This window comes from Pseudomonas sp. SORT22 (assembly GCF_018417635.1).
GTDB lineage: Bacteria > Pseudomonadota > Gammaproteobacteria > Pseudomonadales > Pseudomonadaceae > Aquipseudomonas.
Genome location: NZ_CP071007.1, coordinates 2630047 through 2650691, shown reverse-complemented (window position 1 = coordinate 2650691; position 20645 = coordinate 2630047). Strand labels below are relative to the sequence as shown.

At 64.1% G+C, this 20645-nt stretch carries 12 protein-coding genes; 7 read left to right on the top strand and 5 right to left on the bottom strand.

All coding sequences use genetic code 11. The features are described 5' to 3' along the window. Positions 1-203 precede the first annotated feature (203 nt). From JYG36_RS26820 to JYG36_RS12285, 7 genes are all read left to right on the top strand, one after another. On the top strand, positions 204-335 hold the full coding sequence (locus JYG36_RS26820; RefSeq protein ID WP_502937511.1) for a DUF6708 domain-containing protein: 132 nt from the start codon (positions 204-206) through the stop codon (positions 333-335). Beyond that, positions 314-664, top strand: coding sequence for a DUF6708 domain-containing protein (locus JYG36_RS26815; protein ID WP_502937518.1), 351 nt, complete (start codon positions 314-316; stop codon positions 662-664). The genes JYG36_RS26820 and JYG36_RS26815 overlap by 22 nt, the downstream gene beginning before the upstream one ends. Positions 665-895: 231 nt before the next feature. Then, positions 896-2095 (top strand): DUF2169 family type VI secretion system accessory protein, encoded by a 1200-nt coding sequence (locus JYG36_RS12305; protein WP_213604155.1) that lies wholly within the window; start codon positions 896-898, stop codon positions 2093-2095. Positions 2096-2269: 174 nt separating this feature from the next. Then, complete coding sequence (locus tag JYG36_RS12300; RefSeq protein WP_213604153.1) at positions 2270-4009, top strand: dipeptidase; 1740 nt, start codon at positions 2270-2272, stop codon at positions 4007-4009. Between the two features lie 113 nt (positions 4010-4122). Then, on the top strand, positions 4123-4773 hold the full coding sequence (locus JYG36_RS12295; protein ID WP_213604151.1) for a hypothetical protein: 651 nt from the start codon (positions 4123-4125) through the stop codon (positions 4771-4773). Between the two features lie 156 nt (positions 4774-4929). Beyond that, positions 4930-7533 (top strand): autotransporter family protein, encoded by a 2604-nt coding sequence (locus tag JYG36_RS12290; RefSeq protein ID WP_213604410.1) that lies wholly within the window; start codon positions 4930-4932, stop codon positions 7531-7533. Continuing rightward, positions 7533-8384, top strand: coding sequence for an alpha/beta hydrolase (locus tag JYG36_RS12285; RefSeq protein ID WP_045194001.1), 852 nt, complete (start codon positions 7533-7535; stop codon positions 8382-8384). Before JYG36_RS12290 ends, JYG36_RS12285 begins: the two co-directional genes overlap by 1 nt. Positions 8385-8398: 14 nt before the next feature. On the opposite strand, the gene JYG36_RS12280 is transcribed toward JYG36_RS12285, so the two are convergent. The 5 genes from JYG36_RS12280 to JYG36_RS12260 all read right to left on the bottom strand — a co-directional run bounded on the left by JYG36_RS12280 (position 8399) and on the right by JYG36_RS12260 (position 20599). Next, positions 8399-9874: a TolC family protein gene (locus tag JYG36_RS12280; RefSeq protein WP_045194002.1), complete on the bottom strand. Its 1476-nt coding sequence runs from the start codon at positions 9872-9874 to the stop codon at positions 8399-8401. A gap of 53 nt (positions 9875-9927) precedes the next feature. Further along, on the bottom strand, positions 9928-19086 hold the full coding sequence (locus tag JYG36_RS12275; protein WP_213604148.1) for a DUF4347 domain-containing protein: 9159 nt from the start codon (positions 19084-19086) through the stop codon (positions 9928-9930). Between the two features lie 94 nt (positions 19087-19180). Beyond that, positions 19181-19717 (bottom strand): phage tail protein, encoded by a 537-nt coding sequence (locus JYG36_RS12270; RefSeq protein WP_045194004.1) that lies wholly within the window; start codon positions 19715-19717, stop codon positions 19181-19183. Positions 19718-19769: 52 nt separating this feature from the next. Continuing rightward, on the bottom strand, positions 19770-20099 hold the full coding sequence (locus JYG36_RS12265; RefSeq protein WP_052676460.1) for a DUF6916 family protein: 330 nt from the start codon (positions 20097-20099) through the stop codon (positions 19770-19772). After that, positions 20096-20599, bottom strand: a complete 504-nt coding sequence (locus tag JYG36_RS12260) for a GNAT family N-acetyltransferase (protein ID WP_195884376.1) — start codon at positions 20597-20599, stop codon at positions 20096-20098. Before JYG36_RS12260 ends, JYG36_RS12265 begins: the two co-directional genes overlap by 4 nt. Positions 20600-20645 lie beyond the last annotated feature (46 nt).

Below are 20645 nucleotides of genomic sequence, written 5' to 3'. Positions count from 1 at the left end.
TATCTGGAACTTGCCAGCTCCACGGCGTGGATTCGTGGAATCGGGCTTTGGTGTGCAGCGTGTATGGCTGCAACAACAATTGCACAGGCTTATTTTTTTGTCCTTATCAGCTTTAGTGCCCCACCGCCCTACCTCCAATTTTATATATATCAGAACTAGGAATTACGCTCATTGGATTGTGGCTAGTCGCTTATATCTGGAGAATGGACACCGAAGCCCCCCGAGACGAACCTATTCGGTTCAACCGCCTCCGTCGCAAAGTCTATGTATACCGTTTTTTCCATAATGGTCTTCTTCCTTTTAGCCGAGTTGCCTGGGGGGGGTACTCCCGGTAGCATACGATTGGGATGACCTCCACGCAGAAGCCTGTAGAGGCTATGTTCCTGGAACAGCCAGAGTAGAGAACATAACAATTAGTGTTCTTAAGCCAGGTACAAACGAGGTATTAGATCGCTTCCCGTTTTCCTGTGACATTCTACAAGGCGAAATGTACCGGGCCATGGCCCAACTATTCATGCAGCAGGGACCGCAGGCGCTCCCTGCCTTCCCTCGCCCGCCCCGGGACTGGAACAACGAAAAGGTCACCTTCAATCTCGCCCGGCGCCTCGCGCCCAAGGTGAAATGGCCGGAAGATCTGGACCTGGAATCACGGACGGCCCCTTGATGCCCGTAAAAGAAACAGCCCCTAGTCAACAAAATCCAGATCTCATCCGACATATCTGACAGACAAAGGCAAAGAGCTATATAGGACGTGTCTGATTTCCATCTCGTCTCTTGAGGCACGAAGCCCCACCCACCTAGATTCCCCTGACGCGTCCCCTGCAGCCTCAGGCTCAGGCTCAGGGCGCTACCCCAATCAACGGCAAGGATGTCGACATCAATTCAAGGACCCACGATGGAATTTCACAACCAGACGCCCTTTGCCGCGCTGTGTTTCAGCGCACTCGACCCGCGGGGCAACGAACATCCCGTGGTGGCCATCAAGGTTGGTTATCGCCTGCTGCCGATTGCCGGCCAGCCGGGGCACTGCAGTGCCGAAGTGATGGCTGAGGAACCGGCCCTGCTCTGCGCCGCCGATCGCTACTTCGGTGAACAAGGCCGCAGCAGTGTCTATGAAGAAAGCGACCTGGCGCCGTTCAAACCGCGCTGCGATGTGATCGTCAACGGCCATGCCCACGCCCCCGGCGGCGAACCGGCAACGTCCTGGACCGCCGGCATCCGCTTGAGTGCGCCCCAGGGCGAAACCGCGGGCGAAATCCTGCTCGACAAACAGCTGCGTTTCAGCGGCCCGCGCTACTTTGAACACGGTCTGTTCAGCGGCTGGCGCCTGTCTGCCGCGGAACCGGCCACCTGTGTGCCGCTGCGTTGGGAGTATGCCTTTGGCGGCAGCAGCGTGTTGGCCAACCCCGGCTACCCGGGCACCAGCGCCGAGCCCTACCTGCTCCATCAGGTCTGCTACAGCAACCCCCTGGGCCGGGGCTGGATCGAAAAGCGTCACGAAAAACACGCCTGGTCCCTGCAAACGCCACTGCAACGCCTGGCAGCCCCGCAAATCGAAACACTCGAGCGGCCGGTGACCCACCTGCACATCACTCACCACCCGGACGGCGACATCAGTGCGGCCGACATGGCCCAGCTGTCGGCCACCTACGGTTACTGCCCGGCAGGCTTCGGGGTGGTGGGCCGGGACTGGGCACCACGCCTGGCCCTGGCCGGTACCTATAACAAAGCCTGGCAGGCAAAGCCCTGGCCCGGGCTACCCGCCGACTTCGACTTTGCCTACTGGAACGCTGCCCCTATCGACCAGCAAATTGACTTTCTTCCCGCCAGGCTGCGCATCGAACTGTTCAACCTCACGGCTCCAGCCCTGGGCCACAACGGCCAACTCTGCGTCGAACTGCCCGCGCACCGGCCCTTCGTGCTGATGCACCTGCGCAGTGGCGAAGTCCTGGCGCTGCCCCTGTTCACCGACACCCTGCACATCGATACCGATGCCATGACCCTGTCGTTGACGCACCGGATCAGCCTGCCCCGCCCGGATGACATCAAGGCACTGGAGGCCTGCTTCGAAGCCGAGCCGTGCGCGGCTGACTGAAAACTCCACGCCATTCCCTCCCGACGCTTTTTCGTTTCTGCGTCGCTTTTACGTTTCTGTGCGACACATCCCACTTCAGGCACTCCCGTACCAGGCCCTCATGGTGGTAGCTTGGAAATGTTTTGTTGCACCCATCCTTTCTCATTATTTGCCTGCAAAGGAATGCCCCCCGCAATGAATTTCGCCCTGAAAAAACTGGCTGCGGCCACCTTGATGCTGGCTGGCCTGGCGTCAATCACCACGCCTGCCTATGCCAACCTCACCCCACAGCAAAGCGCGGCCATTCTCAAGAGCTTCAGCGACACTTCGGTCAAGGACTTCCGCCAGTTCCTCGCCAGCCTGGCGAAAAGCGAACTCGGCAAGGCCGACAAACTCGATCAGAGCATCGCCGCCTTCCTCGCCAACCAGCAGCTGACGGCTGAACAACAGAACGAAATCCATCGCCTGCTGGGCATCTATGCGCGGGTCAAGTACGGCGATGCGGCCACCCAGACCCTGCGTGAGCTGGTGGCCATCCCGACCTTCCGGGTCGACGGCGTCGAGCAGCACGACAACCCCGAGTTCATCAAGATCGCCGAGAAGATCAAAGGTCTGGCCAAGGCTTTCAACCTGAACTTTCGTAACATCGACAACCGTGTCTATGAGATTTCCCTTGAAGGCAAAGGCGATGAAGTGGTCGGCATCCACGCCCACGCCGACGTAGTACCGGTGACGCCAGAGAACTGGGTACTCAAGGACGGCACCCGCCTTGACCCGTTCAAGGTCACCCTGATTGGCGATCGCATGTACGGCCGCGGCACCGAAGACGACAAAAACGGCATCGTCGTGGCGATGTACGCGATGAAGATCATCAAGGAAGAAAAGCTGCCACTGGCGCGCAACTTCAAGCTGCTGGTCGACACCACCGAAGAGACCACTGGCGACGCCATCCCCTACTACTTCGAACGCAACCCCACGCCCAACTACAACCTGGCGCTGGACGGTGGCTACCCGGTGGTGATCGCCGAGAAAGGCTACGGCACGGTCATGGCCAGCTTTGCCCGCCGCGCAGGCGAAGGCAACGGCGCTGAAATCACCACCCTGAGCGGTGGCCTGGCCACCAACCAGATCCCTTCGACTTCGGTGGCGACCCTGGTGACCGACAAGCCCGCCGAACTGGCAGCCAGCCTGCAAAAAGCCGGCGCTGAGTACGTCAAGGCCAATGGCGGCAATTTCGAGGTCAGCGCCAAGGTCGACGGCAAGGATGTAAAGCTGACCGTCACTGGCGTCTCGGCGCACTCCTCTGAACCTGAGTCCGGGGTCAACCCGGTGGCGCGGATGCTCGGCTTCATCAACGGCCTTGATGGCAAGGTTGCGCTCAAACACAACCACATCACCGACGCCGCTCGCTACGCCGCCGACAACTGGGGCCTGGACTACCTGGGCGGCAAACTGGGCGTGGGTTTCTCCGACAGTTTCATGGGCCCGCTGACCACCTCGCTGACCTACGTTGGCCTCGATGACAAAGCCTTGAAACTGGCGGTCAACCTGCGGGTGCCAAAGGGCAAAAGCCCGCAAACCCTGAAGAGCGAAATCGCCGGCAAGCTGGATGCATGGAGCAAGCAGAGCCACATCAGCCCGACCTTCGACTACTCGATCGCCGAGCCGATGTACCGCAACCCCGAGGGCGAGTGGGTCAAGGCGCTGCTGGCGGTTGCCAGCGAGAACCTGGGCATGAGGCACGAATTCGGCACCTCCGCAGGCGCCACCTCGGTGCATGAACTGCCCAACGGCGTGCAGTTCGGCCTGGCCATGCCCGACGTCAAGTACACCGGGCATAACGACAACGAATTCAAGACGGTGGAGCAGTTCCTTCTGGACCTGCAGGTGGTGACGGAAATGATGGGGCGTGTCGGGCAACTGCCCAAGCTCTGACCCATGCAGCAGGCCCGCTGTTGTGGCGGGCCTGCCTTGCGCAGTTTGTTAGACGCTATCGCACAACTTGCAGGTTATGATCCACCAACGTCCCTCCATGGAATGGATAAAACATGCACAAGCCCCCACCCAGGTCACGATTGCTCAGGGCCGCAGTGTCTGCACTGGCCATCGCCAGCATCAGTGGCTGCCTGACCAGCAAGTTGTACGAGCCGCGAGCCAGCGATGAAGTCTATACCGAGCAGGTTGGCCAGCTCTATGTGACGGCAGACCAGAAGAGCTTTGTGGTGCTGGGCAAAAAGTACCATTACTTCATCCTCGTCGAACCCGCGCTGTTGCAGGCGATTCGCTCAGGGTTGCATGCCAGGATGCAGGCCGAGTTTCTGCCGGTTCACGTCAGCATGTATGAAACCCTGGACGGCGAGTTCGAGCTCAGGATTCCCGGGCTTGCGCAACTCCAGGCACATGAGATCAACGAGGCAAAAGCGCTGGGCTTTGTGGTCTCAACGCAACAGGACGCCCTGGTGCGTCGCTACAAAATTCAAGGCAGCCGATTCGAGGCGAGAAAGGACATCAGCGCCCTGGAGGGCAACACGCTGAACAGCACCTACACCCTTCAGGTTTCGGCCTACAGGGAAAAGAGCAAGGTCACCCAGGTGCTGCTGACACCGGTCACTGTCACTGCGGATGGCGTGTTGATGATCCTCGCCGTGCCGCTGCTGCCGGTGGCGTTCATGGCGGCGCAACCGTTCCGGGTCAAATAGCACTTGTACAGCCAAGTGATATCATTTTGACGTCAACTAATTTACCATCGCCGCGCTCTTCTGCGTGGCCCTGTCTTTTTGTCAGCGCAAGGTCCAGCCCCGCACGGAAGCGAAGCACTTAAAACGCCGCTAAAGGAATGAACCGTGACCCCCGTGATGTTCCGCAAAACCCTGCTCGCCCTGGCCGTAACCGCCACCGCCCTGCCCGCCCTCGCTGAAACCGTGCAACTGACCAACGCCGGCTTCAAAAGCGAGCACCAGCGCTACAGCGGCAACCTCGAGATCAACGGCGCCTACAGCGGCGGCAGCGACGAAGATGCCATCGAGCTCAATGGCTCGAGCATCGAGAAAGACCTGATTCTCAACGCCACCATCAACAGCACCGGCGACTTCGCCGGCGGCGTCGATATGGACGTGTGGGAAGGTACGCAGCCGTGGGTGGCCAACAGCGTTGGTGGCGACGTGATCAACAAGGGCAGTATTTCTGCCATCGGCGGTGGCGCCAACGCGCTGATGATCGACCCGGCCAAGATCGGCGGTAGCGTCATCAACGAAGGTTTGCTGTACGCCGAAGGTGCGCCGTTGAGCGACGACGGCGGCCGTGATGTTGCCCGCGCCGTGGATTTCTCCGGCTCGTCGGTGATCAAGGGCGACCTGCTCAACGCCGCCAGCGGCAAGATCATCGCCAAGGGCGAAGATGCCAAAGGCATCAACCTGGAAGGCGGCGAGATCGTCGGCAAGGTCATCAACCGCGGCCTGATCGAAGTCACCGGCGCCGGCGCCACCGGCATCGACGCCACCACCAGCGGCTCGGGCATGTACACCGACATGGTCGACCTGGCCGGCATCGAGAACCACGGCACCATCATTGCCAATGGCGACGACGCCGAGGGCATCCGCATCGACGGCGCCAGCTTCACCGGCATGAACAACCACCTGGTCAACACCGGCACCATCCGCGCCGAAGACGCCGCCATCGCCATCGGCTTCAGCGACTTCGACAGCCCGGGTGCCCAGCCCTGGTACAAAGCCGAAGGCGACTTCAACATCTTCAACAGCGGTTCGATCATCTCTGCCGACGAGGCCATCGACGCCTCGCAAAGCAACCGCCCGGTCGAGCTGATCCTGCGCAAAGGCAGCGTCATCGTCGGCAACCTGATCGACCTGAGCAACATCGAGATCGAAGGCGACACCTCCTTCACCGGTACCGACAGCCGCGCTGACGGCGCCAACATCCGCATGAAAGACGGCGGCTGGATCGATGTCGGCAGCCTCAGCGACGACCTGAAAACCACCCTGACCTTCGAAGCCCCGCACACCAGCATCGACGGTAACCTGTACGTCGCCGGCAACTCGGCCCTGGGCCTGAACCTGAGCAGCGCCACCGACGCCAACCGCGCCGTGCTCAAGGTCAGCGGCACCACTCAGTTCGGCCAGGGCGCCCAGTTGCAACTGGCGGCCAAGGGCGAAGACTTCAACGCCAATGGCAGCCGCTACACCCTGCTCCAGGCCGGCCAGATCGAACTGCTGGGCGCCGACGGCGAAACAGTCGACCCGAATGGCAAACTCAACCTGGTCAGCAGCTCGGCGCTGCTCAAGGTCGACAGCTTCACCGTCGACAACAACCAGGTGGTGGCCGTGGTCACCGGAAAGGGCAAGGAAGAAGTCGAACAGATCATCACCAACCAGGGGGGCTCGGCCAACAGCCAGAAAGCCCTGGGCAGCCTGACCGCCGACGGCATGATCGCCAAGCTGGCCAACAACGATCCGTTCAAGCAGGCGCTGCTCAACGCCGACGAAGCCCAGGTCGCCAAGCTGGCCTCCGAGCTGACCCCGGAAACCAACGGCGGCGCGACCCAGGCGGCCACCACCAGCCAGAACCTGGTCAGCAACGTCACTGGCAGCCGCACCAGCTCGCTGCGCGGCGCCTCCTCGGGTGAAGGCTTCAAGGAAGCTGGCGTCTGGGTGCAGTCGCTGTACAGCGATGCCAGCCAGGACCTGCGTGACGGCGTGGCCGGCTACAACGCTTACAGCCGCGGTATCGCCGTCGGTGCCGATGGCAAGCTCAACGACAACCTGACCCTGGGCCTGGCGTACAGCTTCATCAACACCGACGTCAACGGCAAAAGCGGCAACCAGACCGAAGTCGACAGCCATGCTTTCACCCTCTACGGCGGTTTCGAGCACGGCAACTACTTCGTCGATGCCAGCCTGACCTACGGCTTCAACGACAACCAGAGCAAGCGCAGCATTGCCGGCACCCAAGCCAAGGCCGACTATGACAGCGACCTGCTGGGCCTGAACCTGGTCGGTGGCTACACCTATCACATCAACCCGCAAGTGCTGGTCGAACCGCGCCTGGCGGCCCGCTACAGCCTGGTCAACATCGACGGCTACCGTGAAAAAGGCTCTTCGGCAGCGCTCAAAGTCGAAGACCAGCGCTATGAAGCCATCGAGCTCGGTGCCGGCCTGCGCGTGGCCGGCAGCGTCGCCCTGGGCGCCGGGACCCTGGAGCCGCAAGCCAAGCTGATGGCGTATCACGACTTCGCCGCTGACGAAGCAAAAAGCACCTCGACCTTCCTGCTCGGCAGCACGCCGTTCGTGACCAGCGGTGCCAAGGCGGCGCGTGACAGCTATGAAGCCGGCGTGGGCGCCGACTACAAGCTGGGCGCGGTAACCCTGGGCGTCAACTACGACTACATCGGCAAGTCGGGCTTCGATGCCGACGTGTTCTCGGCGAAAGTCCGTTACGACTTCTGATGAGTCAACACCTTGCCGGCCCACACCCGTGGGCCGGCGTCGGTCGAACCTTGGGGGCGCTGCTGGTCAGCGCCCTTCTTGGTGCCTGCCAATCCCCCTTTCAAGCGCTGCAGGAGCTGGCTGAACAGCACGGTCGCCACGTACAAATCGTGCCGGGCCAGGCGTTCCCGCTGGTCCTCTTGCCGCCGTCTGAGCAACGCCCCAGCGAGCGCCTGCGGGTGTACCTGGAGGGCGACGGCCATGCCTGGGCCACGGCTAGCCAGCCGAGCCTCGACCCCAGCCCGCGCAACCTGCTGGTGGCGCGCCTGGCGATCAATGATCCAGCCCCCAACGCCTACCTTGCCCGGCCCTGCCAGTTTGTCTCGGCTGCAGGCTGCACGGCGGCGCTGTGGACCGATCGGCGTTTTTCCCAGGAGGTGGTGACCAGCCTCAGCCAGGCCCTGGACCGGCTCAAGCAGCGCGTTGGCAATCGCCAGTTCGAGTTGGTGGGCTATTCAGGTGGTGCGGCATTGGCCGTGCTGCTGGCCGCGCAACGGGACGATGTCGCGCAGATCCAGACCCTTGCCGGCAATCTTGATCCAGGCTTATGGGTACAGCTCAAAGGCTTGTCGCCCCTGAACGGTTCGCTCGACCCGATGGTCTATCGCCAACGCCTTGTAGCATTACCCCAGCGCCATCTGCTGGGCGGCCGCGACCAGGTGATCAGCGCCGAGATCAGCGCCAGTTTTCGCGGCACGCAGGCATCCAGCCGGTGCAATCAACGGGTGATCATCCCGGCTGCAACCCACGAGCAGGGTTGGGAGACAGCCTGGGCGCTTTGGCAAGGCCAGGCGATCGGACCCTGCCCCTGAACCCAGGCATCGCCTCACTGTGCCCAGCGCGCCTCGCTGTTTTGTAGCGCCGAGGCAATGGTCGCCAACTTGCCGTCCGGCAGGGTGTCCGGCAACAGGTCGGTACCGGAGCTGACGTACAACTGCGCATAGGCATTACGCAATTCGGCATACGACAGGTCGCGCTTCAACTGTGTCTGCAGGTTGTTCAGCTCGCCCTGGATCAGCTCCAGCTCACCAATGTTCTGGGTCTGGTAGCGGTTGCGCAGTTGCTCGGCGATCTGCCCGTCCAGTGCCGCCAGCTCTTCGCTGGTGCGAAACTGCCGCGCGGCCTCGTTGTAGTTGGCGTTGGCCACGTACAACTGTGCCAGCACCGCCATCGACATCGCCTGGCGGCGCGCCGCCGCGACGTCTTCGCCGGCCTTGGCGACCTTGATGGCCGCCGGGGCCGAAAGCACGTTGAACAGGTTCCAGGTCACCTTGACGCCGTAATCCGCCCAGCTCTGGTTGACCAGGAAGGAGTTGCTGTCGTAGTGCCCGCCGGCCGAGAACTCCAGCCCCGGCAGCAGGCGCAGCATGGCCTTGCGGGTTTCGGCGGCACTGATCCGCGCCTGGTAGTCCTGCTCGCGCAGTTCCGGACGGCTGGCCAGGGCCTGTTGCTCCAGGCGCGTGAAGTCGCCCTTGAACTGCGGCACCGTGTAGCCCTCTTCCGGCGCCAGGCTGAAGTCGGTGTTCAGCGGCAGGTTGATCAGCGCCGCCAGTTCAGTCTTGGCCAGCGACAGCGCGCGGCGCTGCTCTTCGAGCTGGCGGGTCGCCTCGATCAACGCACGCTGGTAGCTGAGCGACTGCACCGGGTCGCCAATGCGCTGGCTGCTCATGTGCTGGCTGTTGTCCCGGGCCTGGGCCACGCGGCCCATCAGGCTGTCGATCTGGGTCAGCAGGCGCTGCGCCGCGACCGCCCGCCAATAGGCCGAGCGCACGTCCTGGGTGATGGTGTGGATGACCTTGCGGCGCCGTTCCTGGAGGATCAGGCGCTGGTCGGCCTGCTGCTTGGCACTGACGTAGCTGACACCGAAATCCAGGACGTTCCAGACCATGGTCAGGTCCGCCACTTCACGGTCGCGGTCCTGGGAGGTCGACGGCTCCAGGGACTGGGTGCCGGTCTGCACGCTCTGGCTGCTCGAAGCGCTGACATTGTTGCGCCCGGCGTAGCCGGCTTCCATGGCCATGCGTGGCAGCATGTCGAAGCGCGCCAGGTCGACCTGGCGCTTGGCCAGGGCTTCTTCCATGACCTTAAGGCGTGATTCGAGGTTGTACTTGACCGCCCGGGCCATGGCCTGGTGCAGGGTCAGCGGGCCGTTGAGCGGCTCCTGGTCCTTGAACATACTGACCAGGTCGGTGCGCGCGCGCTCCTCGCTGATGCTGCGCTCGATCGGTTCGCTGGTAACCGCACATCCGCTGATTGCCAGCGCCAGCAAGCTGGCGCTGAACAGTTTCTGACTTTTTTTCATCCTTGGGCCGCCCCCTGGTACGGCTCGATCATCTCTGAATAAGTGCTGGCGTTTCAGGTCCGGTTGCCGATCTGTGTCGGCTGTGCCAGAGCCATGGCCAATTCGCGTACGGGACGCTGTTCGGCGTCCTTGATGTCCTGCAACTGCTGCTCCAGCGAGGCGGCGCCAAACACTGCGCGCAAGCCTTGGGCAGGGTCGGTGGTGCGCCACTGCTTGCCGTCGAAAACCCGCATCGACTCGCCCTCCGGCGCCGCCTCGCGGGCAAACAGGGCGGCAAAGGTACTGGTGCCGAACACGCCCCCATCACCGCCGCCAAAACCGAGAAAGCCCTGCCCCGATCCGTCGCCGCTGCCATCGCTGCTGGCAAATACCTGGGCGATGAAGCTCGGCGCGCTGAGACCGTTGTGAATGAAAATGCTGCCCAGGGTGTCGATGCCACTGCCCAGCGTGCGCTCCTCGAACAGCGGCGCGGGCAGCATCGGCGACGTGCTGGCAACCGACGGCAACTGCGGAACTTGTGGCTGCAGCAGCGGTACGCTCACCGCCGGGTTGCTGACGGGCGGATTGACCCGGAATTCGAGATCGCCGACATCCTGGTTCGGCAACTGATACAGCGGGCTGCTCATCGACACCGCCAGGGCATTGCCGGCGCCGTCGCGGATGCCGCTGTTCAGCGCGTTGAGGCTCAGCCCCAGGCCGCCCTGGCCGCTGATACTGCCCAGGGTTACCCGGTAGGTACGCGCATCCAGTTGCTGCACCGACTGCACCACCCCCGTGGCGCTGCCGCTGGACAGCACGCTGAAGTCAGCGGCATCGACGCCGCTGACCGCCTCGTCAAAGCTCAAGGTGTAGCTCAGCGTCCGCTCGCCGGGCGTTGCCGGAGTTTGCACGGCGATCTCGGCAGGCCGCGGTGCCCGGGCATCGACGAGGATGCCGGCGGTGCTGGCGACGTTGCTCAGGCCGGTGCCGGCATCGTTGCCGCGTGCATCACGCACGGTGCTGCCATTAAGGTCCAGGCTCGGCGCCACGCTCAGGCCATTGCTGGCCTGCAGGCCCGGGCTGATGGTCAGGCGGAACACCAGGGTGTTGCTGCCGGAGCCGGAAACGTAATCGGCATACACCACCCGGCCATTGTCCAGGGTGACCGCCAGGCGCGGCGCGCCAGCGGCGGTATCGACCAGCACCGCTTCGTCCAGCTGCACGCTGAACTCCAGCCCCTGCCCGGCGACATAACTGCCCGCCGCCGGCACCGCCACCGCAGTCACGCTTGGCGCCACGCGGTCGATACTGTAGCTGCTGCCTTGCAGGCCCCCTGCAAGGGCGTTGCCGGCCGCATCGGTGATGCCGGTGCCGGTCGGATTCAGGTCCAGGCGCAGGGTGCCGACACCGCTGAGGTTGTCGACCAGGACGCTGTAGGTGCGCCCGTCAAGCTGCGTCACGCTGCTGATCCGCCCGCTGGCGCTGGCGCTGAACGCCAGGCTGAAGTCGGCCAGGTCAACGCCGCTGACGCTCTCGTCGAAGCTCACGGTGTAGCGCAGCGAACCGCTGTTGCTCGGGCTGACATCGACGCGAACGATATCCGCCACTTGTGGCGCTGCGGTATCGATACGCACCCCTGTGGTGCTGGCGAGACCGTTCAGGCCCAGGTTAAGGGGGTTGCCTGCCGCATCGCGCACTGTGCCACCGTTCAGATCCAGGGTGCTGCCGACCTGGATGCCATCGGCATCGTTGTTACCGGCTTGCACGCTGTACTGGAACACCAACTGGCCGCTACCAGAGCCGGACACATAGCTGGCATAGCGGGTCAGCCCGCCAATAGTCAGCTGCAGGCGCGGCGTGCCGGCAGAGGTATCGACGATCAGCGCTTCACTGGCGTTGACCGTGAAGCTCAGCACGTCGCCAGCGTTGTAGCTGCCTGCTGCCGGTACCGACACGCTGGCCACCGTCGGCAGCACAGCGTCGACCAGTACGCCACTGGTGCTGGCGACGTTGTTGAGGCTGATCAGCGCGTCATTGCCAACGCTGTCGCGCAGTGCACCGCCATTGAGCACCAGGCCGCTGCCCAGGCTGATGCCGGTGCTGTCGAGCTGGCCGTTGCTGACCGTCAGGCGGAACACCAGCGCGCCAGTGCCAGAGCCGGACAGATAATCAGCAAACACTGTGCCGCCAGTGTCGAGGGTGATTTGCAGGCGCGGTGTACCGGTGACCATCACCGCCTCGCTGAGGTTGACGGTAAAGTCCAGGTGCTGGCCAGCGACATAGTTGCCGTTGGCCGGCACCGTAACGCTGTTGACCGTCGGTGCCACCCGGTCGATCTGGTAGCTGGCGCCGCTCTGCCCATTGCTCAGGCTGTTGCCGGCCGCGTCGCTGATGCCGGTGGCGCTGCTGTTGAGGTCCAGGCGCAGGCTGCCAACGCCGCTCAGGCCGGACACCAGTACGCTGTAGGTGCGCCCGTCCAGCGAGGTGACGCTGCTGATGCTGCCGTTGGCCGTGCCACTGAACACCAGGCTGAAGTCGCTGGCATCGACACCGCTGACCGCTTCGCTGAAGGTCAAGTTGTAGCGCACGCTGCCGGCATTGCTCGGGCTGGCATCGATGGCCAGCAGCGCTCCAGCGCTGGGTGCCAGGGTATCGACCAGCACGCCGGCGGTACTGCCCAGGCCATTGAGGGCCAGCACCAGGCCGTTGCCGGCGGCGTCGCGCAGCGTACCACCGTTGAGGTCCAGGGTGCTGCCGAGCTGAATGCCGTCGGCATCGTTGACGCCGGCATCGACACTGTACTGGAACAGCAACTGGCCGCTACCGGAGCCGGACACATAGCTGGCATAGCGGCTCAGCCCGCCAATGGTCAGTTGCAGGCGCGGCGTACCGGTGGAGGTATCGACGATCAGCGCTTCGCTGGCGTTGACGGTGAAGCTCAGCACGTCGCCGGCCTTGTAGCTGCCCGCAGCCGGTACCGCGACGCTGCCGATAACCGGCGCCACGGCATCGACATTGACGCCCGTGGTGCTGCCGACGTTGTTGAGTGTCGCGCCTGCCAGATTGCCGGCCTGGTCGCGAACCGATCCGCCGTTGAGCACCAGGTTGCTGCCAAGGGTGATGCCGTTGCTATCGAGCTGACCGCTGCTGACCGTCAGGCGGAATACCAGCGCGCCGGTCCCGGAGCCGGAAAGGTAATCGGCGAACACGGTGCCGCCAGTGTCCAGGGTGATCTGCAGGCGCGGTGTACCGGTCACCGTCACTGCCTCGCTGAGGTTGACGGTGAAGTCCAGCTGCTGGCCGGCGACGTAGGTGCCATTGGCCGGCACGCTGACACTGGTAACCTGCGGCGCGATGCCGTCGATGACCAGGTTGTGGTTGGCCCCCAGCGAATGGGCGGAGCCCGGCGTTGGCAATGTCAAAACGGCATTGTCGAAGGTGGCGTTGCGAATCACTGCACCATTGAGGGCCAGGGCGGCGCTGCCGGCGTAGTCGAGGTCGGCGCTGGTATCACCGGCCTGCACGGTGTACTGGAACGTCAGGGTGTTAGTGCCCGAGCCGGCCACATAGGTGGCATAGCGATCGATAAGGCCGGTTTCCAGCAGCAAGGCCGGGATGCCGCCAGTGGTGTCGACGCTGACCATCTGGTCGAAGGTCAGGGTCAGGGTAATGCTGTCGCCGGTCTTGTAGCTGCCATTGGCGCTCTGCGCCGAGACATCGGTAACCCGCGGGTTCAACGAGGCGACGTTGATGCTAACGGTGTCGGTGTCGGTCTGCGCCCCGCCGCTGCCGCTGCCGCCCAGGTCGCTGGTGGTGATCTGCAGGCTGGCCGAACCGTGGTAGCCGGCCACCGGGGAGAACACCAGGCCGTTGAGCGCGGCATTGATATCGCTTTGCGAGCCGGTGAAGGTCATGCTCGCATCGCCCGTGCCGCTGCCGACGGTAAACACCAGGCCGCTGAGGCTCGACAGCGTCAGCAGGCCATTGCTGGCGGTCAAGGTCACCTGCAAGGCGGCGCTGCCGGCGTCAACATCGCTGATGCTGATCAGGTTGCCGTTGCCGTTGTTGAAGGTCAGCGAGCCGTCCTGAAGGACGTTCTGGCTACTCGGTACCTGGTTGACCGGCGCATCGTTGACCGCACCAATGGCCAGTGTCACCACCCGCTGAGTGAGCTGCGCCCCGCCGCTGCCCGTGTTGCCGCCATCGTTGTAGGTCACCGTCAGGTTGACGTTGCCGTTGCCGTTGGCGGCGCCGATGTAGGAGACCCCGTTGGCGGCGATAAAGGCGTTGATGTCCGATACCGAGCCGACCAGTATCAGACCGCTGCCCAGCGTGTTGACCGTGACGCCGGCGCCACTGTTGGCGTGCAGTTGGCCCAGCGCCACGCTCAGGGTCAGGGTGACCTGCCCGCTGCCGGCATCGGCATCGCTGATGGAAATGCCCGACACCGTGCCAGAAGCATCTTCATTGAAGTTCAGGCTGCTCGGTACGCTGAGGATCCCGGCGTCGTTGACGGCCTGGATGTTGACGGCCTTGCTGGCGACGGCGCTGTCGCTGTTGCCGTCATTGACCGAGAACGACACGGTGCGCGTCGAGGTGTCGGGGTTGTCGGAAACGTTGCGATAGCCCACCGATTGCAGGGCGACCTGCCACTGCCAAAGGGTCGCGGTGGCCCCCGCCGACGTCAGGGTCAGGACGCCGGTCGCGGCGTTGTAACTGGCGTTGATGTTGCCCGTAATCGGCGAACCGGAGCTGAACTCCAGTACATCCTGGCCGGCGCGGAAGTTGCCGGTGATGCTGATGGTAGCGCTGGCCAGGGTGTTGCTGTCGATGTCGCTGAGCGTCAGCCCGCTGTCGATTGCCACGGGCCCTGCGTTCTCGAAGTAGGTTTCGCTGCCGCCGCTGGTGGCGATCACCGGCGTGTCGTCTACTGTCGCCACGGTCAAGGTGCGCGTCGCGGCCGGGCTGTCCAGGGTGCCGTCGTTGACCACGAAACTCAGGGTCCGGGTAGCCGTGCTGGGCGATTCGCTCTGGTTGCTGAAGGTCACCGAGGCCAATGCCGCCTGCCACTGCGCAAGGGTGGCAGCGGCGCCTGCGGAGGTCAGGGTCAGCACGCCGGTGGAAACGTCGTAGCTGGCGCTGATGTTGCCCATGGTTGCCGGGTTGTTGGTAAATGCCAGCACGTCGAAACCGCCCTGGAAATTACCGATAATGCTGACCCTGGCGCTGGCCAGGGTGCTGTTGTCGGAATCGCTCAGGGTCAGGCCGCTGTCGATGACTACCGGGGTCGAGGGGCCGTTGTTGCCCTCGACGAAGTGCGCGCTGCCAGCGCTGGTGCTCAGGTTCGGCGCGTCATTGACCGCCGTGACGGTGATGCTGGCAGTGTCGCTGGCGATGGAAAACGCCGTGCTGGCGCCGCTGGCCGTGGTGTCGACCTTGCTGCCCTGCTGCCCTGCCGAGGCGCCAGTCTGGTCCCAGGCCTTGTAGGTCAGGGTTGCCACCATGGCGTGGGCGCCGTCGGGCACCAGGCGCAGCTTGTCGCTACCGCGCAGCAGCAAGGCGCTGTTGCCGGCCACGGCGCCGATATCGCTCCAGGTGCTGCCATCGGTGCTGTACTGCCAGGTGCCGGTGCCGCTGTTCAGGCCGGTGATGGCGATACCGACAAGGGCGCCGGTGTCGACATCGGTTACGCCACTGAGGAAGCTGGCAACGGTTTGCCCGGGGTTGTTCAGCTGGCCATCAGTGATGCCGATGAGCACCGGTGCAGTCGGGGTCAGCAGCGGCGCGTCGTTGACCGCGCTGATTGTGATCTGCGCCTGCGCGGTGCCGACCGAGAAGCTGCTGCTGCCGCCGTTAATGGTGGTGTCGCCAGTGCGGCGTACTGAGTTGCTGGAGGCCGTGCCGCTGGTCTGGTCCCAGGCCCGTAAGGTCAGGCTGGCGCTACCGGCATTGGCGCCATCGGGGACGAAACGCACTTGCGTGGTGCTCGACAGCAGCAGGCCGGCGCTGCTGGAGACCGCGCCGATGTCGGCCCAACTGAATCCGTCGCTGGAGTACTGCCAGAAGCCATTACCGCTGCTGCCGATCACGGCGACGCCGCTCAGCGAACCGGCGCCGTCGACATCGCCATGGCTCAGCCCGGCAAGAATGCTTGCAATCAGCTGGCCGCTGGAGCTGCTGTCTTCATCGGTGCCCGGCAGCACGAACGGCCCGCCCGAGAGGCTGGGCGCATCGTTGCTGGCCTGCACCGTGACCGTTGCGCTGATGGCCAGCGAAGTGCTGTCGGCACCGCCATTGCCGGTGCCGCCGGTGTCCGCCACGCCGCTCAAGGTGATCACCCGGGTGCCGATTGTCGGCGCATGGCTGAGGTTGCTGTATTGCACGCCATCGATCAGCGTCTGGGTCAGGCCGCTGCTGATGCCGGCGGCCTTGGTCAGGGTCACCGTCGCGGTCGCGCCGCTGAGCGTCACCGAATAGCTGAAGCCGTTGATGGCCGTGGTGCCCGAGGCGCCGTTGACCAGGTCGATGTTGCTGCCGTCGAGGGTCAGGCGCTCGTTGCCGGGATCACTGACATTGCTGACGGTGAAGGTCAGCTGCTTGATGCCCTGCCCGGCCTCGACGGTAGACACCACCACCGCGCTGAACAGGTCGACCGGCGCGCCACCTTCGGTGAAGGTCGGGGTGCCGCCGCTGGCGGTTACCGTCGGTGCATCGTTGACCGCGCTGACATTGACGCTGACCAGGGCGCTGGCGTCGCTGGCGCTGTCGCCATCGTTGATGCTGACCTGCACCGTACGCGCCGCGGTTGAGATATCGCCATTGTTGCTGTTGCTGTAGGTCAGGTTGCGCACCAGCGCCTGCACCGCAGCGGCGGTCGCGTTGCTGTTGAGCGAGATCACCAGGTTGCTGCTGGCGCTGCCGCCGGCAAAGCTGCCGATGATCACCCCGGCATAAGTCACGTTGCTGCCCGAGACACCGATCTGCCCGGCCCCGCTGCCCTGGTTGAAGATCCCCAGCAGGTCTTCGCCGCTGACCCGGTTGGCGGTGATCGCCACAGTGACGTTGCCGCCGTTGAAGTCCGCCGAGTCCAGGTCGGTGAGCAGCGCATTGCCGCCGGCATCGAGCAGCACCGGCGCCCCACCCTCGATAAAGGTGTTGCTGTCGCCATTGAGGTTGCTCAGCACCGGCGGGTCATTGGACTTGGTGGTGAAGTTCAGCGTGGTGTTGTTCTTCACCCCCTTGAAGATCGCGCCATCGCCATCGACGAAGGTCTTGGCGTCCAGGCGGATGGCATAGCCGGTGCCCAGTGCCAGGGGGACCGGCAGGGCGATGGTCCAGGTGGTGCCGGAGCCGCTGATCTGCGCACTGCCAATGGCGATGGTCTGGACCACGACATTGTCGAAGGTGCGCACGATGTAGATGTTGCCGCTGCTACCCTTGCTCACCGCTTCGTTGAAGGTCAGCACGATGTTGGCGTTGGTGTCGACGTTGCTGGCGTTGTCGCTGGGCGTCGAGCTGACCACGATCGGTGGGCGGTCGTTCTGTACATACAGGTTGCCGGCGGTGCCGTTGAACCCACCATACAGGTCGATATCGCCGTCGCCGTCGAAGTCGGCGGCGCGATAGGTGGTGCCGGTATGATCGACCAGGCTCAGGCCGGCCAGCGGCGACTGGGCCAGGGTCTGCAGGGTGAAGGTGCCGTCGCCGTTGCTGCGCGCATAGGCGAAGGCTGTGCCGTTGCCGCCAGTCTGGTAGAGGATGTCGGCATCGCCATCGCTGTCGAAGTCGGCCAGCACCATGCGGCCGAACGCTGCCGGGGCCGGGAACGAGGCGGTTGACTGGCTGCTGAAGGAGGCGCCGTCATTGCGCAGGTAGACCCCGGTGGTGGCGTTACTGCCGGCCAGTACGTCGATGTCACCGTCGCCGTCGATGTCGGCGGCGTAGTAGTTGCTGCCGTTGTGGTCCGGCAGCGTCAACCCGGCAAAGGGTGATTGCGCCAGGGTCAACAAGGTAAAGGTGCCGTTGCCGTTGCTGCGCGCATAGGCGAAGCCGGTGCCGTTGGCGCCGGTCTGGTACAGCAGGTCGGCGTCGCCATCGTTGTCGAAGTCAGCGGCGAGCATCCGTGAGCCGGCCGCTGGCGCCGGGAAGCTTGCCGTCGACTGGCTGCTGAAACTGCCGCCGTCGTTGCGCAGGTAGGTGCCGGTAGTGCCGTTGACCCCGGCCAGCACATCGAGGTCGCCGTCGCCATCGAAGTCGGCAACGTGGTAGTTGGAGCCGGTATGGTCCGGCAGCGACAACCCGGCAAAGGGCGACTGCGCCAGGCTTTGCAGGGTGAAGCTGCCGTTGCCGTTGCTGCGCGCAAATGCCCAGAGCGTACCATTGCCCCCGGTCTGGTAGAGGATGTCGGCGTCGCCGTCGTTGTCGAAATCGCCCACCACCACCCGGCTGCCGGCGGCGATGGTGGTGCCGCTCAGCGGCGCGCTGCCGGTACTCCAGGAGGTGGCCAGCAGCTCCTGGTAATCGTTGAGCGCCAGGGCCGTGGTTGCCAGCGGGCCGCTGCTGCGCTCCAGGGTCCAGTTGCCGCCCAGCGCACCGCTACCGGTGTCGTCGCTGGAGGCGCCGATGTCGGCACCGGTCAGGCTTGCCAGCTGGCTGACAAAGGCCTGGCCAGCATCGTCCTTGCCGACCTGGCAGCCATACAGCATCAGGTCGCCGTCGGCCTTGAGCGACTGGCCGATGGACTGCAGCGTCTCGCCGTGATCGGCAAGGTTGCTGCTGCTCAGCCAGACATTGCCCAACTGCACGGTACCCGACGCACCGTGGGAAAATACATGGATGGCATCCAGGTCGCTGCGGCCCTTGAGGTAGTCGGCCATTTGCTGCAGGCCGTCCTTGCCCGGGTCGAGCACCACCACTTCACTGCCCGCCGGCAGGCCCTTGAGGGCTTCCTGCGGGTTGCTGATCTGGCCATCGACAAACACCACTTCATGGCGTTCGCTGGCACTGGCGCCACGCGTATCGGCCGTGGCCAGCGCGGCCTTGTCGGCCTGCGCGGTATCGCTTGCGCTGTCTTTGCCGGTGTCCTTGGCGGCCTCGGCAGTTGCCTCCTGGGCAACCACCGCAACCGAGGCGTCGAACATGATCCGCGGTTCCAGGGCAAACAACAGCGGTGCCTGAACGGCAGGGGTGGGCACTGGCCGGCCCTGGCGTTTGAATCGGTCGATGAACTTCATGTTGCACCTCAGGCTGTACGGGTTGTTGCCCTAAAACTGCTATGGAACGGCTATGGCAGCGGTGGCGCGCATCACGCGCCACCGCGCCGGTTCATCAACCGCGCGAAGGGAAGATGCCTTCGGTGGCGATGATCATGCTCAGGCCCAGGTACGGGCTGAGGTTGTTGAAGGGCTGATTGCCACCGGCAACGCCACAGCTTTGCGCTGCCAGGTTGGTCAGCGCCGTGGGGTTGCCATAGATGTTGACCGTGCCCAGGTTGGCATCGCCGCTCTGCGCCAGCACCAGGCTTGCCGTGCCCTTGTCGGCGCCGGCAGCTTCCGTCGAGACCATTAGCGGATGGCTGTGCATCGGCATTTGCTGCACGGTCAGCGTAGTGTTCTGGCTACCTCCCGTTTCACCGAGATCGACTTCACCCAGGCCCGGGCCCTGGCCCCAACCGACGGGCGAGCGGCCGCGCAGGTCGGGCAAGCCGAAGGTGACCCGGCCGTCGCCGCCATAGATCGTGCCGAGGATCGAAAACAGCGCGGCGTTTTGCGATATCGCCATCAATTGCCCACTGCACATTGCATAACCACGGGGCGCAAAGTTGCCACCGAACATCTTGATCTCACCGAGGAAGGGATCACTCATCTGGCATTACCTGTTTTTGGGTTGTGGGTGTGAACAGATCAGTTCAGGGCGCTCAGGCCTGCGGCTCCCGCTCACGGTGCAGCACCGCCTGCAGCACATGGCGGCCATCGGGCTCGGGCTGCACCGGGGTCATCAGCAGCAACCATTCCTGCTGCTGCGGACCGATAACGCGGTACACGCCCTGCTGCGGCAGCAGGCCGGCGGGCAAGGCGAAAAACACCAGGAAGCATTCGTGGCGGGCGCTCATGGCCACGCCCTCACTCAGTTGCACGCGTTCGACGGCTACGCGCTGCTCCGGCCCCAGCCAGAGCGCAAAGGCATGGCGGTCGGCCGCTTGCAGCTCGGCGAAGGTGGGCATGGGGAACTGGCCGGCGGCGCTCATGAGGCCTGCGCCATCAGGCAGCCAGGCACCGGCTCACGCCGCAGGCGGCGGTAGACCCCCGACTCGCCGACCGGGATAAAACCAAGCCTTGCATACAGCCGTTGCGCCGGATTGTAGTGCTCGACACACAGCTCGCAGGCGAGCCCGCGCTGGTCGGCGCGGCGCAGTAAGTCGTCGAGAATGGCGCTGCCAGTGCCGTGGCCAATGCAGGCGGGCAACAAGGCGATATCGATGAGGTTGAGTGCAGTCTGCCCCCAGAACAGGTACAGGCGGCCGATGGCCTGGCCCTGGCGTTCGACCAGGAGGAACTCACCGTCCGGGTAATGGGCCTGGTAATACTGGTGCTGGGCATTGAATTGCTGGCGCAGAAACTGCGCAATCTGCTCGGCCGACCAGCCGCTGTGGCGCATTTCGCCGGCGCGGGTGGTGGCGTACAAATGCTCAAGGAAAGGCAGGTCGCCTTGGCCGATGGGGCGGAAACTCAAACCGAGTGGGTTCATCGTGTGTAGCGTCCCTGCGAGATGCTGAGCATTGATCCGTCCGCCC

Excerpts from the sequence above, each read along its gene's own strand:
- JYG36_RS26820 (WP_502937511.1), top strand. The coding sequence starts at position 204 with ATGGACACCGAAGCCCCCCGAGACGAACCTATTCGGTTCAACCGCCTC.
- JYG36_RS12305 (WP_213604155.1), top strand. The coding sequence starts at position 896 with ATGGAATTTCACAACCAGACGCCCTTTGCCGCGCTGTGTTTCAGCGCA.
- JYG36_RS12300 (WP_213604153.1), top strand. The coding sequence starts at position 2,270 with ATGAATTTCGCCCTGAAAAAACTGGCTGCGGCCACCTTGATGCTGGCT.
- JYG36_RS12295 (WP_213604151.1), top strand. The coding sequence starts at position 4,123 with ATGCACAAGCCCCCACCCAGGTCACGATTGCTCAGGGCCGCAGTGTCT.
- JYG36_RS12290 (WP_213604410.1), top strand. The coding sequence starts at position 4,930 with ATGTTCCGCAAAACCCTGCTCGCCCTGGCCGTAACCGCCACCGCCCTG.
- JYG36_RS12285 (WP_045194001.1), top strand. The coding sequence starts at position 7,533 with ATGAGTCAACACCTTGCCGGCCCACACCCGTGGGCCGGCGTCGGTCGA.
- JYG36_RS12280 (WP_045194002.1), bottom strand. The coding sequence starts at position 9,874 with ATGAAAAAAAGTCAGAAACTGTTCAGCGCCAGCTTGCTGGCGCTGGCA.
- JYG36_RS12275 (WP_213604148.1), bottom strand. The coding sequence starts at position 19,086 with ATGAAGTTCATCGACCGATTCAAACGCCAGGGCCGGCCAGTGCCCACC.
- JYG36_RS12270 (WP_045194004.1), bottom strand. The coding sequence starts at position 19,717 with ATGAGTGATCCCTTCCTCGGTGAGATCAAGATGTTCGGTGGCAACTTT.
- JYG36_RS12265 (WP_052676460.1), bottom strand. The coding sequence starts at position 20,099 with ATGAGCGCCGCCGGCCAGTTCCCCATGCCCACCTTCGCCGAGCTGCAA.
- JYG36_RS12260 (WP_195884376.1), bottom strand. The coding sequence starts at position 20,599 with ATGAACCCACTCGGTTTGAGTTTCCGCCCCATCGGCCAAGGCGACCTG.